Source organism: Microbacterium hydrocarbonoxydans (assembly GCF_900105205.1).
GTDB lineage: Bacteria > Actinomycetota > Actinomycetes > Actinomycetales > Microbacteriaceae > Microbacterium > Microbacterium hydrocarbonoxydans.
On sequence record NZ_FNSQ01000005.1, the window covers coordinates 1,251,010 to 1,266,028 of the forward strand.

Genomic DNA, 15,019 nt, shown 5'->3' on the forward strand with positions numbered 1-15,019 from the left:
TCGTTACAAATAACTTTTGACAAAGATCTAGCAAAAGTCGACGAGCCTGTGTCAGACTCACCGGCATGACAACGGATGTCACTGACACCGGTCTCGGGACGATCCGAGTCGGCATCCTCGGCGGAGGATTCATGGCCCGCGTGCATCGCACTGCGGCCCGTGACGCGGGCGGCGAGCTGCGTGCCGTCGCCACCCGCTCCGCATCCGGCAGTCGCCGGGCCGCCGACGAGCTCGGAGCGATCCGTGCCGAGGTGGATGCCGAGACGCTCCTCTCGGCTGAGGACGTCGATGTCGTGCACATCTGCACCCCGAACACGACCCACGCCGATCTCGCGCTGCGCGCCCTCGACGCGGGCAAGCACGTGATCTGCGAGAAGCCGCTCGCGACCTCCGCCGCCGACGCCCGGCGTCTCGCCGACGCCGCAGAGGCAGCCGCGCGCGTGGCCGCCGTGCCCTTCGTCTACCGCTACCACCCGATGGTGCGCGAGGCACGGGCGCGCGTCGCACGCGGTGACATCGGTGATCTGCTGACTCTGGACTGCTCGTACCTGCAGGACTGGATGCTGCTGCCGAGTGACGACGACTGGCGGGTGCGCGCGGCCTCCGGCGGAGCATCCCGTGCGTTCGCCGACATCGGCTCCCACCTGTGCGACCTGGTCGAGTTCGTCATCGGCGAGCGCATCCGCTCCCTCAGCGCCCGCAGTCGCCGGGTCTTCGCCGAACGCGCGGGCCAGCCGGTCGACACCGAGGACATCGTGGCGATCCTCGTCGAGACCGACTCCGGGGCCCTCGGCACGCTGCTGATCTCGCAGATGGCGGCCGGGCGCAAGAACGCCCTCACCCTGGAGCTGCACGGCTCGAGTCAGAGTCTGCGCTTCGAGCAGGAGCGCCCGGAAGAGCTGTGGATCGGCACGCGCGATGAGTCGCGACTGCTCCTGCGCGACCCCGCCACGGCCGCACCCGATTCGGCGCGTCTGCAGCGGGTGCCCTCCGGCCACGCCATGGGGTACCAGGACGCCTTCAACGGCTTCATCGCCGACGTGTACGCGGCGATCGCGGGGGAGACCCCGGAAGGTCTGCCGACCTTCGAGGACGGATACCGGTCGGCGGTGCTGACCGAGGCGGTGCTCGCCTCGGCCGCAGCCGACGGACGATGGACGGAGGTGGCGGCATGACCGCGACGATCACGCAGCCGGTGCTCGAGGTCTCGGGCATCCGCAAGTCCTTCTTCGGCGTGGAGGTGCTCAAGGGCATCGACTTCGACGTGCGACCGGGCGAGGTGCACGGCCTCGTCGGCGAGAACGGAGCCGGCAAGTCCACCCTCATGAAGATCATCGCCGGTGTGCAGCCGGCGGACGAGGGCGCCGTGCACTATCGGGGGGACGAGGTCAGGTACGCGCATCCGCGCCAGGCGATGGATGACGGCATCGTGACGGTCTTCCAGGAGTTCACGCTGCTCCCGGAGCGCACCGTCGCCCAGAACGTGTATCTCGGGCGCGAACCCCGTCGCGGCGGCTTCGTGGATCAGAAGGCGATGATCCGTCGCACCTCGGAGCTGCTCACCGACCTCGGTGTCTCGTTCATCGACCCCCAGTCGCGGGTCGGCTCGCTGACGGTCGCCGAGCAGCAGATCGTCGAGATCGTCAAGGCGCTGTCGTTCGATGCTCAGGTGATCTCGATGGACGAGCCCACCGCCGCCCTCAGCGACCGTGAGGTCGAGCTCCTCTACGCGATCATCCGCCGGCTCACCTCCCGCGGCGTCGCGGTGATCTACGTCTCGCACCGCCTGAAGGAGATCTTCGACCTGTGCGACCGCATCACGATCCTCAAGGACGGCGCCCTCGTCTCGACGGATGAGACCGGCGCTCTGACGACCGACGAGCTCGTGCGCCGCATGGTCGGCCGTTCGATCCAGTCGTACTACCCCGACGCGGTCGAGGGCACGGTCGTGGGAGAGCCACGGCTCGAGCTCGACGGCTGCGGCAACGCCTTCGTCGACGGGGTGTCGTTGACCCTGCGCGCCGGAGAGATCGTCGGGATCGCAGGCCTTCAGGGGTCCGGTCGCACCGAGCTCGTCGAGGGGATCTTCGGGATCGACCCGTTCGTCCGCGGTGAGCTCCGGGTGGACGGCGCGCCGATCCGCATCAGCAGCGCCAGGAGCGCGGTGGCTGCCGGTCTCGCCCTTGTCTCGGAGGACCGCAAGGCGCAGGGCCTCGCGCTCGGCCAGTCGGTGCTCGACAACACCCTGCTCGTCATCCGCAGCGTGTTCAGCATGCGCACTGCGCCCGCGCGACGGGAGGTCCCCGGCGTCCTGAGCTCTCTGGAGGTCAGCTCCCGCGGCCTCGACCAGGAGGTGCGGTTCCTCTCCGGCGGCAACCAGCAGAAGGTCGTCCTGGCGAAATGGCTGCTCACTCAGCCGCAGATCGTTCTCTTCGACGAGCCCACCCGCGGCATCGACGTCGGCGCGAAGTACGCCGTCTACCAGCTGATGCGGGACCTCGCAGCTCAGGGCAAGGCGGTGCTGATGGTGTCCAGCGAACTTCCGGAGGTGATCGGGATGAGCGACCGCATCCTCGTGATGCACGACGGCGAACTCGTCGCCGAGCTTCCGGCAGGAGCTGCCGAGCACGAGATCCTCGGTGCCGCGACCGGCGCCACGATCGAGGGAGGAGCGCGATGAGGCGCATGCGGATCGACTCGACGGTCATCGTCCTCGGCATCCTGATCCTGGCGCTCATCGTCGGGGCGATCCTCGTCGGGACGGTGGGCCGGAACTTCTTCAGCGCGGGCAACATCCGCGACATCCTCACCGGTATGAGCGTGCTGGGCCTCGTCGCGATCGGCCAGACGCTCGTCGTGCTCGGCGCCTCGCTCGATCTCTCCGTCACCTACGTCATCAGCCTCTCGAGCCTGCTCGCGGCGACGATCATGAACGGCAACCCGGGCAACATCCCCGCGGCGGTCGCGGTGACCCTCCTCGTCTGCGCCGGCATCGGGCTCGTCAACGGCCTCGTCGTCACGGTGCTCAAGGTCAACGGCTTCATCGCGACCCTCGGCACAGGGCTCATCCTGCAGGGCATCCTCAACACCAACTTCGAGGGGTCAGCGGGGACGGTGCCGTGGGAGTTCCAGCTCATCGGGGCCACCGGCGTCGGGCCGGTGCCCGTCTCCACCATCATCATGGTGGCGCTGGCCGTGCTCGTCTGGTTCCTGCTGAACCGCACCCGCACCGGAGCCCACCTCTTCGCGGTCGGCGGCGATCCCGAGATCGCCCGTCTGTCGGGCGTCCGCACGCGTCCGCCGCTCATCGCCGCGCACGTGCTGTGCTCGGTCTTCGCGGGACTGGCCGGGCTCCTGCTCGCCAGCCGATTGGGCGTCGGCAGCCCGACCGTCGGGCAGCAGGGCGGGTACGCCCTCCTCTCGATCGCGGCCGTGGTGCTCGGCGGCACGCTGCTGCTGGGCGGACGCGGCTCGATCTGGGGTGCGATCGGGGGCGTGGCGATTCTCGCGGTCGTCGACAACGTGATGAGCGTCATGCAGGTCAACCCGTTCCTGAAGGATGTCGTCCGCGGCGTCGTGATCGTGGCGGCCGTGGCCGTGTACAGCCGCCGGTCGATCGTGCGGCGTCGGCCCCGCTTCGGCCTCGGCGGCACACGCACCGGAGGGGATGACGCGGCCAAGGCGGCCGCACCCGAGATGGCCGCTGCGGCATCCGAGCTCGCGGATACCTCGTCGACGCCCGAAGGAGGACGCGCATGAACGCGCTGCGCACCCTGGTGAGCCCCCGCGGGGCGGTGTTCCTGCTGCTGGTGATCCTGCTGGTCGCCGTCACGATCCTCAACCCGAGCTTCGCCGAGCCCGGCCAGTTCATGCGGTTCATCCAGCGCGTCGCACCGATCGCCATCGTCGCGATCGGCCAGTACTTCGTCATCATCGCCGGCGAGTTCGACCTGTCCCAGGGCTCGCTGATCACGGCACAGGTCATCATCGCGGGCAACCTGGTGGGCGAGGACGATTCCCGCACCGTGCCGGTGCTCCTCCTGATGATCGTCTTCGGGGTGGTGGTCGGTCTCGTCAACGGCGTCATCACCACCCTCCTCAAGGTGCCGTCGTTCATCGTCACCCTCGGAATGATGCTCGCGCTGCTCGGCGGCGTGATGTGGTGGACGGGAGGAGCTGCCACCGGCAACCCCGCCGACAGCTTCCGGGAGATCGGCCGCGGCGGCATCCGCGACGTGCCGCTGCTGGAGTTCATCCCCTGGGCGGTGTTCATCCTCCTGGGTTGGCTCGCGCTGGGCATCTGGATCACCAAGCGGCCGCTCGGCAAGCTCCTCATCGCGGTCGGCGACAACTCCACCGCGGTCGACTTCGCCGGGGCGCGCAGCGCCTGGGTCACCACCCGCGCATTCGTGATCTCGTCGCTCTCGGCCTCGCTCTCCGCGGTGCTGCTGGTCGGCTATGCCGGCGTGCACCCCTCGGTGGGACGTGGATACGAGTTCGTCGCCATCACCGCCGTCGTCCTCGGCGGCGTGGTCCTGGGCGGTGGGCGGGGTTGGATCGTCGCCGCAGCGGCCGGGGCGTTCGCCCTCGAGGCCCTGTTCATGCTGCTCAACATCGCCGGCATCCCCTCGACCCTCCGCGATGCCGTCCAGGGCGTCATCATCATCGCCGCCGTCGCCTACTCCGCCGTCGCGTTCCGTGCGCGACGCAAGCGCGGCCCCCGTGCATCCGATGTGCCAGCAGACCTTGTGACCACCAGCACCAACCACACAGAAACCAGAGGAGATTAGCAATGCGTCGATCGATGAAGATCGCCACCGCAGGGGTGGCCCTCTTCGGCCTCATCGCGCTCGCCGGGTGTACGACAGACCCGTCAGTGGCGCCGGCGGAGTCGGAGAACCCGGAGGAGTCGGCCGAGACCACGGAGTGGTTCGACCAGGAGCTCTTCGACAAGCAGATGGAAGAGCGCGGGGTCGAGCCGGAGGGCCCGGCGGACGAGCCGTACCTGCAGCACATCAACGCCGAGATGGTCGACACCTCGGAGTTCGCGAGCGAGGGGGCCAAGAAGGCCTGCTTCGCCAACGCGTCGATCTCGAACCCGTGGCGTCAGACGGGCTGGATCACGATGAACGAGCAGCTCAAGGCGCTGCAGGAGGCCGGCGCGATCAGCGAGATGGAGACCCGCGACGCGCAGGACTCCGACGACACGCAGATCGCCGACATCGACTACTTCATCGCGGAGGGCGGCTGCGACGTCTTCCTCATCTCGCCGAACAGCACCGCGGCGATGACCCCGGCCGTCGAGCGCGCGTGCGAGACCGGCAAGCCGGTGATCGTGTTCGACCGCGGTGTGAACACCGACTGCCCCGTCACGTTCATCCACCCGATCGGCGGGTTCGCCTGGGGCATCGACACCGCGGAGTTCCTCATCGACAACCTCGAGGAGGGCGACAAGGTCGTGGCGCTGCGCATCCTGCCCGGTGTCGACGTGCTCGAGCACCGCTGGGCCGCCGCGGAGAAGCTCTTCGAGGAGGCCGGCATCGAGGCGGTGGACCACTTCACCGGAGCGGACCCGGCCGAGATCAAGAGCATCATCAGCGACGAGCTCGCCAAGGGCGACGTGCAGGGGATCTGGATGGATGCCGGTGACGGCGCCGTCGCCGCCATCGAGGCGTTCGAGGACGCCGGGGCCGACTACCCGGTCATGACCGGCGAGGACGAGATGAGCTTCCTGCGCAAGTGGAAGGACACGGGTCTCACGGGTCTCGCGCCGGTGTACTCGAACTTCCAGTGGCGGACGCCTCTGCTCGCGGCGCAGATGATCTTCGCCGGCGAAGAGGTGCCGAAGGAATGGGTGCTCCCGCAGAAGCCGATCACCGAGGGAGAGCTCGACGACTACCTCGAGGCGAACGACGGGATGCCTGACGGGCACTACGCGAAGTTCGGCGGGGAGAACCTGCCCGGGTACCCGACGGTCTGGCAGGAGCGTCAGATCCCGTAACCCGCAGTGCCGCTCCCGCTCTTCCGTCCGCCCCGTGCGGATGGGAGGGTGGGAGCGCACGCGTCATCCCCGAAGGAGCAGGATGCCTCGCACGATCGCCGTCAACACGTGGGTGTGGACGTCACCGCTGACCGATGCGACCCTCGAGCCGCTGGCGCGTCGGGCGGCGGAGATGGGCTATCAGGCGCTGGAGCTCCCGCTGGAGAACGTCGGCGACTGGGACCCGGCTCGGACCCGCGACGTGCTCGACCGTCTCGGCCTCGGGGCGATCCTCGTCGGGGCCATGGGGCCTGGCCGCTCGCTGCTGGCGAGCGCCGGAGACGTGGCAGCGACGCAGGACTACCTGCGGTCATGCCTCGCGGCCGCCGCGACCCTGGGCGCCGACACCGTCGCAGGGCCCTTCTACGCCCCCACCGGGGTGACCTGGCGGATGGGCGCGGACGAGCGTGCGGACGCGGTGCGCGAGCTGCGGGAGAACCTCGCGCCTCTGGCCGCCGAGGCCGAGGACGCAGGCATCACGCTCGCCGTCGAACCCCTCAACCGCTACGAGACGAGCCTGCTCAACACGGTGGACCAGGCGCTCGACGCCCTCGCGCCGCTGCTCGGACAGGGCGTCGGGCTCGCGCTGGACACCTACCACCTCAACATCGAGGAGAAGCGGCCGGCCGATGCGATCAGGACGGCCGGGTCGGCGATCGCCCACGTCCAGGTCTGCGGGAGCGATCGAGGCGCGGTCGGCGACGACCACACCGACTGGGTCGGGATCGTGCGCGCCCTCGACGACGCCGGGTATCAGGGTCCGCTCGGACTCGAGAGCTTCACCGGCGAGAACGCGACGATCGCGGTCGCCGCCTCGGTCTGGCGACCGCTGGCCCCCAGCCAGGACGAGCTCGCCCGCCGCAGCATCCAGGCGCTGAGGGCGCTGGGCGTCTGACCCCCCGCCCGTGCGGACGAAGCGAGATGAAGGAGCGTCGATGACCACCCATCCGGTCACCCTGTTCACCGGCCAGTGGGCCGATCTGCCGTTCGAGGAGGTCGCGAGACTCGCGGCCGAGTGGGGCTACGACGGGCTGGAGGTCGCGGCGTCCGGCGATCACCTCGACCTGCGGCGGGCGGACGAGGACGACGCCTATGCGGCGTCGCGTCGGGAGATCCTCGACCGCCACGGACTCGGGCTGTTCGCGATCTCGAACCACCTCGCAGGTCAGGCGGTCTGCGATGCGCCCATCGACTTCCGTCATCAGGCGATCCTCCGGGAGTACGTCTGGGGAGACGGCGAGGCGGAGGGGGTGCGACGACGGGCGGCCGAGGACATGATGCGGGCGGCGCGAGTGGCCCGCAAGCTCGGTGTCGACACGGTCGTCGGGTTCACCGGGTCGTCGATCTGGCCGTACGTGGCGATGTTCCCGCCGGTTCCTGCCGAGGTCATCGAGGGCGGCTTCGAGGACTTCGCCGCGCGGTGGAACCCGATCCTCGACGTGTTCGACGGCGAGGGGGTGCGCTTCGCCCACGAGGTGCACCCGGGAGAGATCGCCTACGACTACTGGTCGAGCGTGCGAGCGCTCGAGGCCATCGAGCACCGGGACACGTTCGGGTTCAACTGGGACCCCTCGCACATGATGTGGCAGAACATCGACCCGGTCGGGTTCATCGTCGACTTCGCGGATCGGATCTACCACGTCGACTGCAAGGACACCCGGATGCGCCCGCACAACGGTCGGGCCGGGGTGCTGGGCTCGCATCTGCCGTGGGGCGACCCGCGCCGCGGGTGGGACTTCGTGTCCACCGGTCACGGCGACGTGCCCTGGGAGGACGCGTTCCGCGCGCTCGAGGGCATCGGCTACACAGGGCCGATCTCGATCGAGTGGGAGGATGCCGGGATGGATCGCCTGCACGGGGCTCCGGAGGCGCTCAGGTACGTGCGGTCGCTGCTCTGGCCCGCCCCCACCGCATCCTTCGATGCCGCGTTCCGCAACCAGGCCACGGAGGGCACCGCATGAGCATCCAGCACACCGTCGTCTTCCGCCTCGTCCACGACACCGGCTCCGCCGAGGAGCGCGAGTTCCTCGCCACGGGTCGAGCGGTGCTCTCGTCGATCCCCGGCGTGGAGGACTTCACGATCCGTCGCCAGGTCAGTCCGAAGAGTGACCTGGAGCACCAGTTCTCGATGGTGTTCCGCGACCGCGAGGCGTACCGCGCGTGCGACGCGCACCCCGCTCACACCGCGTTCGTCGCGGAACGCTGGGTCCCCGAAGTCGTGGCCTTCCAGGAGTTCGACTTCCAGGAGTACGACTTCGAGGACTGAGCGCCTGCTCGCCGTCGGTGCGGGGCCGCGTCAGGCCGCGGAGTCGCGCAGCTTCACGAGCCGCTCGTGCCCCGTCTCCTCGAGCTCGGCGATGTTGTCGCGCGACTTCAGGAAGTCCGAGAACGACCGGTAGCCGAGGGCCTTCTCGCTGAACGACGGGTCCATGCGGCGCATGTGCGTCTTCACCGCCGAGCTGTGCAGCCACTCGTCGGCATCCGCCTTGTCGTGGCCCAGGCGGAGTGCGCGCTGCAGCAGCTCCGTCGCCTCACCCTGCTCGGTGCCGACGCCCTGCTCGTCCGCCTTCGCGGATGCGGCGGCCTTGGTCTTGGCTTTCGCCGGCTGGCGGGTCCTGGTCTTGACGGCGGGTTCGGCGACGACCTCCGGCACCTCCACCACGGGGGCCGGAGCGCTCTTGGTGGGGCGCACGACACCGGGCAGCGAGTCGTAGGCCTCGAACTCGTCGCACGCGGCGGCGAGCGACTTCGCCGTGGAGCCGGCAACCCCGACGCCGATCACGTAGCGGCCGAGCCGCTTGCACCGCTGAGCCAGCGGCACGTAGTCGCTGTCTCCCGCCACGATCACCACGTGGGTGAGGTCGGGAAGGCGGAACATGTCTTCGACGGCATCCACGGCGAGTCGGATGTCGGCGCCGTTCTTGGCGTACGCCGCGGCCGGGAAGAGTTGCACGAGGTCGACCGCCCTGGCCACCAGCTGCGAGCGGTACTCGGCGTTTACGGGCGAGGACCAGTCCGCGTAGGCGCGGGTCAGCACCAGGGTGCCGAACGAGGCGGCGTAGTCGATGATCGCGCCGACCTCGATCATCGCGCGCGACAGGCGCTCGGTGACCTCGGGATCGGAGGGGTTCTCGGTGATGCGCTGGCGGTCCTTGCCGTAGGCGTTGCGTCCGTGGACACGGTCGTACCAGGAGATGACGATGTTGTCGAAGTCCAGGTACACCGCGACGCGCGTGTCGTGTGCCTCAGCCATTGGTTGCTCCTTCACCGGGGTACCGCACGCCGATCTGGGCGCGGATCTCGTCGAGGGTGCCCATGATCGCCACGCTCTCGGCGATGGGCAGGATGTCGCCCTCGAGGATGCCGTCGCGCACGAGCCTCTCGGCAGCCTGCGCCTGGTACTCCATGCCGCGGCCAGCGACATCGGAGGAGTACTCCTCGGCCACGGTGTCGTCTGGCAGTACGACGCGGAACGAGGTGGGGGCGTACCAGACGCGGTCGATGTCGATGCGGGCGTCGGTGCCGATGATGCTGGCCGCGTTCGGGCCGGCGGCGCGCGAGGACGACAGGGTGGTCGAGATCGCGCCGCCCTCGTGGGTCATGAGGGTGGCGACCTCGGCATCCGCTCCGGTCTCGATCAGGCGGGCGGTCGCCTGGATGGCGGTCGGTGCGCCGAGGATGTCCCACACGAACGAGATCGGGTAGATGCCCAGATCCAGCAGCGCGCCGCCGCCGAGCTCGAGGGCGTTCAGGCGGTGCGTCGGGTCGGCGGGGAGCAGCTGCGTGTGGTCGGCGCTGACCGCGCGGATCTCGCCCAGCGTTCCGGCGGCGATGATCTCGCGGATGCGCACCATGTGCGGCAGGTACCGCGTCCACATGGCCTCCATCGCCAGCAGGCCCTTCTCCGCGGCGAGCCGACGGAGGTCCTCCGCCTGGCCCTCGTTGAGGGTGAAGGCCTTCTCGACGAGGACGTGCTTGCCGGCCTCGAGCGCGAGGCGGGCGTTCTCGTGGTGCAGCGGGTGGGGCGTCGAGACGTAGATGATGTCGACATCGGGATCGGCGACGAGCGCCTCGTACGACGGATGCGCGTGGGCGATGTCGAAGCGGGCGGCGAATGCGTCGGCCGACTCCTGCGAGCGTGAGCCGACCGCGACGAGATCGAGCCCGGCGGTGCGCAGATCGGATGCGAACGCGCCGGCGATGCCGCCGGTCGCGAGGATTCCCCAACGTAGACCAGTCATGGTCTCAGCGTAGAGGGTGATGCCGACAGGCGGGACGATCAGGTCAGCGTCGCGAGCGTCCGCTGCGGCACGAGCGGAAACAGCTGCTCGGCGATGCGGTCGAGTTCCTCGTCGAGGGGCGAGGCCTGGATGAGGAGGAGGGTGATGCCGGCATCCGCATAGTCGTGGATGCGCTCGGCGACCTGCTCCGCCGTGCCCACCAGATCCGGACGGAGGCCGCGGGTGCCGACCGAGTACTCGCGCCTGGTGAGTTCGAGCGACAGCTTCGAGTTGCGCTGGAACTCCTCGAACGAGGCGTAGCCGGGCGAGTCGGGGTCGACCGTCGTGATCCGGTCGAGTTCGCGTCTGGCCTCCGCCTCGGTGTCGCGGACGATCACGTAGGCCGGCATGCCGAACTCCGCCACGGGCCGTCCGTGCAGCCGCTCGGAGCGGGCGTTCATGTCGGTCACGTTCGCCCTGACCTCGTCGAGCGTGCCGCCGTGCATGACGTAGGCATCGGCGAAGCCGGCAATCGACTCGCGCCCGGCCTCGCTCTCACCGCCGGCGAAGATCACCGGATGGCTCGACGGCTTCGGCTCGACGATCGTTCCATCGAGGGCGTAATGCGATCCTTCGAACGAGAACGGCGTGTGCTCCCACAGCCCGTTGAGCACCGAGACGAACTCCTCGGCCTGCACGTAGCGCTCGTCATGGGTCGTGAACCGGCCGCCGAACTGTCGGGCCTCCTCGGCCCACCAGGCGGCGACGACGTTGAGGGCGATGCGCCCCGGAGCGACCTGGTCGAGCGTCGAGACGGTCTTCGCGAGCACCGCGGGCAGATGGAATCCAGGGCGCACCGCCGTCATCACCCGCAGCCGCTCGGTGACGGCGAGGATGGCCGCCGACAGCGACCAGGCTTCGAGGCTCGGCGCGTCGATGCCCTTGCGGTCGTTGAGGTAGAGCTCCGGCACCAGCGTGGTGTGGAATCCGAGCCGGTCGGCCTTCACCGACACCTCGCGGATGTACTCCCAGGTGGCGGCCATACGGCCCTCATCGGTGACGTTGCGGAGGAATCCGCCGTAGACCGGGGTCCAGTAGCCGAGGTCGATTGCCATGGTGGTGATGTCTCCTGTCAGGCGAGGGCGAGTGCGCGGTCGAGGTCTGCGATCAGATCGCTCGGGTCCTCGAGCCCGGCCGACAGACGGATCGTCGTGAACGCGATCCCGGCGGCTCGGCGCTGATCGGCCGTGAGGTGCGAATGCGTCATGGACGCGGGATGGTTGACGAGGCTGCGGGCGTCGCCGATGTTCGCGACGAGTCTGATGACCTGCAGCCCGTCGATCACCCTGGCCACCCTCGCCTGCGTCTCGGAGTCGTCGGGCACGGCGAGATCGAACGAGAAGACCGAGGGTCCGCCTCGCGGCAGGTAGCGCTGGGCGAGCGGATGCCAGCGGTTGCCCTCGAGGCCGGGGTGGTGCACGGCGCTGACGGCCGGATGCTGCTGCAGGTGCCGGGCGAGAGCGAGCGCGGTCGCGGTCTGGCGCGACACCCGCAGGTCGAGCGTCTCGATGCCCTGCAGGATCTGCCAGGCGTTGAACGGCGACAGCGAGGGTCCGAGGTCGTGCACGTACTTCGACTTCACGAGGGCCGCGAACGCCTGGCCGGATCCGAAGCGGTCCCAGAGCGCGAAGTCGCCGACGCGCGTGTAGGGCTCGGTGAACTGCGGCCAGCGGCCCGGGTCCTTGCCGAAGTCGAATGTGCCCTGGTCGACGACCACCCCACCGAGTGAGGTGCCGTGGCCGCTGAGGAACTTGGTCGCCGAGTGCACCACGAAGTCCGCCCCATGCTCGCCCGGGCGCACCAGGTACGGGGTCCCGACCGTGTTGTCGATCACGAGCGGGATCCCCGCGTCGTGTGCGATGTCAGCGACGGCGCGGATGTCGAGCACCTGCGCGATCGGGTTCGCGATGGACTCCGCGAACAGCACCCGCGTCTCGGGGCGGATCGCCGCGCGCCAGGCCTCAGGGTCGTCCTGATCGACGAACGTCACCGGGATGCCGAAGTCGTCGAAGGTCTCCTGCAGCAGGTCGACGGTTCCGCCGTAGAGCTGGGTGGCCGCGACGATGTGCCCGCGGCGCCCGACGAGTGCGAGCAGGGTCACCGCGACCGCCGCCTGCCCCGAGGCGACGGCGACGGCGGCGACCCCGCCCTCGAGCGCGGCGACCCGCTCCTCGAGGACCTGCTGGGTGGGGCTGGCGTTGCGGCTGTAGAGGTTGCCGGTCGTGCGCAGGGCGAAGAGGTCGGCGGCCTCGGCGAGAGAGGCGAACTCGTAGGCGGCGGTCTGGTAGATCGGCGGGACGGCGCTGTTCTGCGGCGTTCCCGGCACATACCCCGCCTGGATCTGCCTGGTCGCGAACCCGGTCATGCGCCCACCACCGCGACGCTCTCACGGGCGCGGACGATCGGCGCGCGGGCGTCGCCGCTGCGCAGCCGCTCGAGCCACAGCACCAGGGAGGCGGCGACACTGCGGTGGGACTGGTCGTTCAGGGCGTCGTGGAGTCCGTCGACCGTCTCGACGATCTCGAGGTCGGGGACGGTGCGCAGCGCCGTGATCACCTGCGCCAGCGGCGACACGCTGTCGGCGCCGCCGTGGATCGCCAGCACCGGCACCTCGATCGCCGCGAGGTCGGCCGGCGCCGGGAGCGGCTCCGCTGCGGAGAGCGGCGCGGCCGAGGCCTCGCCGGCGAGGACCCCGAGGTGCAGCGGGCATGCCGTGCGCTGCTCATCGGCCGGCAGATCGAGCTCGGCATCCACCAGCGTGCCCGCGATCACGGCCGCATCGACCGCGGCGCCCTGCACCACCACATGGAGCACGGCGGATGCGCCGGCATCCGAGCCGACCAGGACCCGGGGGCCGTCCGTCGACTGCGCGAGCCACGCGCTCGCCGCCTCGACATCCTCCTCGAAGACGGCGACGAGGTAGCCGTCGGCGCTCAGGCGGCGGCCGAACCGCTCGTACACGCCTGCACGCTCGCCGCGCCCGGTGACGACGGCGAGCGTGCCGCGGATGCGGGCGGGCGGCGCCCAGAGCGCGGGGGAGGAGGTCGTGGTCATGGTTCCCATCCTGTTGTCGGAGTGACGAGCCCGCAGCCGACATTTCGCAGTGTTGCGCTCCGTGACCCTTCGCTTCGCGGGGATTGTGGCCCGTTCCGCGCCGCTCCTACGTTCGCTTGCATGACCTCCCGATCCCGTCTGCCCCTTCTCGCTGCCGCCACCGCCGCGACCCTCGCGCTGGCCGGCTGCGCCGGCGCATCCGCTGCTCCCTCCGACTCGTCCGATGAGACCTCGCTGACCTGGGGCTGGGCGCTGCCCACCAGCTGGGACCCGGTGACCTCGACCGCCGGGTGGGACACGCACGCCCTCGCGCTGGTCTACGACGGCCTCACCCAGCTCGACACCGAGGGAGAGGTCGTGCCCGGCCTCGCCGAGAGCTGGGAGTACAACGAGGACGGCACCGCGATCACGTTCCACCTGCGCGAGGGTGCGGAGTTCACGGACGGCACGCCGGTCACCGCCGACGCGGTGAAGCAGAGCATCGAGCGCGGGCGCGACCAGGAGAACTCGACCCTCGCCGGTCAGCTGCGCATCGTCGTCGGCATCGACGTCGACGACGAGCAGACCGTCACCGTCCATCTCGATCAGGCCGACTACCAGGTGCCGTACCTGTTCGCGGGCAAGACCGGCTTCATCGTGAACCCGGCGGCCTTCGACGACGTCACCACCCTCGCCACCCAGCCGGAGGGTTCCGGCCCGTTCGCGCTCACCGAGTACGTGCCCAACGCCCACGCCGACCTCGAGAAGAACGAGGACTACTGGAACGCCGACCACATCTTCATCGACGACTTCTCGATCGTCCCCGTCACCGACCCTGCGACCGTCGTCGCCGGGGTGAGCTCGGGGCAGTGGGACGTCGCACAGGTCCCGCCGGCCCAGGTCGAAGGTGCAGAGGCCGCGAACCTCGAGGTCGAGACGATCAGGGCCCTCACCGTGCGGGCGCTCGACGTGAACAGCACCGTCGCACCCTTCGACGACCAGCGCGTGCTGCAGGCGATCAGTCATGCCACCGACCGGCAGGCGCTCGTCGACGCCGCCTACTTCGGGCAGGGCACGCCCAACTGGCAGCCGTTCCCCGAGGGGTACGTCGCGCACAGCCCCGAGCTCGATGAGCTGTACCCCCACGACGTGGAGGCCGCCAAGGAGCTCCTCGCGGAAGCCGGTCACCCGGATGGGCTGGAGATCACCCTCTCGCTCACCGAGGACGACACGGCGCTCGCCGAGGTGCTGCAGGCGCAGTGGGCCGAGGCGGGCATCGACGTCACACTGAACGTGCTGCCATCGGCGGCGGTCGCGCAGAACTACGTGCAGCGCACGCTGCCGTTCGTGCTCGACAGCTACTCGGGGCGGCAGTCGCCTCTGCAGGGGCTCGAGGTGCTCTACGGCACCGAAGGGCTGATGAACCTCGGTCGACAGACGCCGCCCGAGCTCACCGCGGCGATCGACGCCGCACGAGCCACGCCGACCGATGCAGACGACTACGCCGAGAAGGTCCAGGATGCGGTCGAGATCGGGGTGGAGCTGCAGCCGAACACGTTCCTGTTCAGCTGGCCGCGCATCCTCGTGCACCCGGAGAAGGTGACCGGCATCCAGCACTGGCTCGACGTGCAGCGCTGGGAAGACGTCAAGGTCGAGGGCTGAGCCG

General features: G+C 69.7%; 14 protein-coding genes. 9 read left to right on the plus strand and 5 right to left on the minus strand.

Going from position 1 to position 15,019, the window contains the following annotated elements; all coding sequences use genetic code 11:
* Window positions 1-65 precede the first annotated feature (65 nt).
* From BLW44_RS06380 to BLW44_RS06415, 8 genes are all read left to right on the plus strand, one after another.
* On the plus strand, window positions 66-1,175 hold the full coding sequence (locus BLW44_RS06380; protein WP_060926883.1) for a Gfo/Idh/MocA family protein: 1,110 nt from the start codon (window positions 66-68) through the stop codon (window positions 1,173-1,175).
* The gene (locus BLW44_RS06385; RefSeq protein WP_060926901.1) at window positions 1,172-2,680 is read left to right on the plus strand and encodes a sugar ABC transporter ATP-binding protein; all 1,509 of its coding nucleotides are present in this window, start codon (window positions 1,172-1,174) and stop codon (window positions 2,678-2,680) included. The genes BLW44_RS06380 and BLW44_RS06385 overlap by 4 nt, the downstream gene beginning before the upstream one ends.
* The gene (locus BLW44_RS06390; protein ID WP_060926884.1) at window positions 2,677-3,759 is read left to right on the plus strand and encodes an ABC transporter permease; all 1,083 of its coding nucleotides are present in this window, start codon (window positions 2,677-2,679) and stop codon (window positions 3,757-3,759) included. The genes BLW44_RS06385 and BLW44_RS06390 overlap by 4 nt, the downstream gene beginning before the upstream one ends.
* Complete coding sequence (locus BLW44_RS06395) at window positions 3,756-4,790, plus strand: ABC transporter permease (protein WP_060926885.1); 1,035 nt, start codon at window positions 3,756-3,758, stop codon at window positions 4,788-4,790. The genes BLW44_RS06390 and BLW44_RS06395 overlap by 4 nt, the downstream gene beginning before the upstream one ends.
* A 14-nt stretch (window positions 4,791-4,804) precedes the next feature.
* Complete coding sequence (locus BLW44_RS06400) at window positions 4,805-6,001, plus strand: substrate-binding domain-containing protein (protein ID WP_420811370.1); 1,197 nt, start codon at window positions 4,805-4,807, stop codon at window positions 5,999-6,001.
* Window positions 6,002-6,083: 82 nt separating this feature from the next.
* Window positions 6,084-6,935 (plus strand): sugar phosphate isomerase/epimerase family protein, encoded by an 852-nt coding sequence (locus BLW44_RS06405; RefSeq protein ID WP_060926887.1) that lies wholly within the window; start codon window positions 6,084-6,086, stop codon window positions 6,933-6,935.
* Between the two features lie 40 nt (window positions 6,936-6,975).
* A complete protein-coding gene (locus tag BLW44_RS06410) occupies window positions 6,976-8,001 on the plus strand; it encodes a sugar phosphate isomerase/epimerase family protein (protein WP_060926888.1) in 1,026 nt (341 codons plus the stop codon).
* The gene (locus tag BLW44_RS06415; protein WP_060926889.1) at window positions 7,998-8,306 is read left to right on the plus strand and encodes a Dabb family protein; all 309 of its coding nucleotides are present in this window, start codon (window positions 7,998-8,000) and stop codon (window positions 8,304-8,306) included. Before BLW44_RS06410 ends, BLW44_RS06415 begins: the two co-directional genes overlap by 4 nt.
* 30 nt (window positions 8,307-8,336) lie before the next feature.
* On the opposite strand, the gene BLW44_RS06420 is transcribed toward BLW44_RS06415, so the two are convergent.
* The 5 genes from BLW44_RS06420 to BLW44_RS06440 are packed head-to-tail and all read right to left on the minus strand — an operon-like array spanning window position 8,337 to window position 13,374.
* A complete protein-coding gene (locus tag BLW44_RS06420; RefSeq protein ID WP_060926890.1) occupies window positions 8,337-9,293 on the minus strand; it encodes an NYN domain-containing protein in 957 nt (318 codons plus the stop codon).
* Entirely contained in the window at window positions 9,286-10,281 is a 996-nt protein-coding gene (locus tag BLW44_RS06425) for a Gfo/Idh/MocA family protein (RefSeq protein ID WP_060926891.1), read from the minus strand. The genes BLW44_RS06420 and BLW44_RS06425 overlap by 8 nt, the downstream gene beginning before the upstream one ends.
* A gap of 38 nt (window positions 10,282-10,319) precedes the next feature.
* Window positions 10,320-11,375: an LLM class flavin-dependent oxidoreductase gene (locus BLW44_RS06430; RefSeq protein ID WP_060926892.1), complete on the minus strand. Its 1,056-nt coding sequence runs from the start codon at window positions 11,373-11,375 to the stop codon at window positions 10,320-10,322.
* Between the two features lie 17 nt (window positions 11,376-11,392).
* On the minus strand, window positions 11,393-12,685 hold the full coding sequence (locus tag BLW44_RS06435; protein WP_060926893.1) for an O-acetylhomoserine aminocarboxypropyltransferase/cysteine synthase family protein: 1,293 nt from the start codon (window positions 12,683-12,685) through the stop codon (window positions 11,393-11,395).
* Window positions 12,682-13,374: an alpha/beta hydrolase gene (locus tag BLW44_RS06440; RefSeq protein ID WP_060926894.1), complete on the minus strand. Its 693-nt coding sequence runs from the start codon at window positions 13,372-13,374 to the stop codon at window positions 12,682-12,684. The genes BLW44_RS06435 and BLW44_RS06440 overlap by 4 nt, the downstream gene beginning before the upstream one ends.
* Before the next feature lie 120 nt (window positions 13,375-13,494).
* Between BLW44_RS06440 and BLW44_RS06445 the strand changes: the two genes are divergently transcribed.
* A complete protein-coding gene (locus tag BLW44_RS06445) occupies window positions 13,495-15,015 on the plus strand; it encodes an ABC transporter substrate-binding protein (RefSeq protein ID WP_060926895.1) in 1,521 nt (506 codons plus the stop codon).
* Window positions 15,016-15,019: the final 4 nt, after the last annotated feature.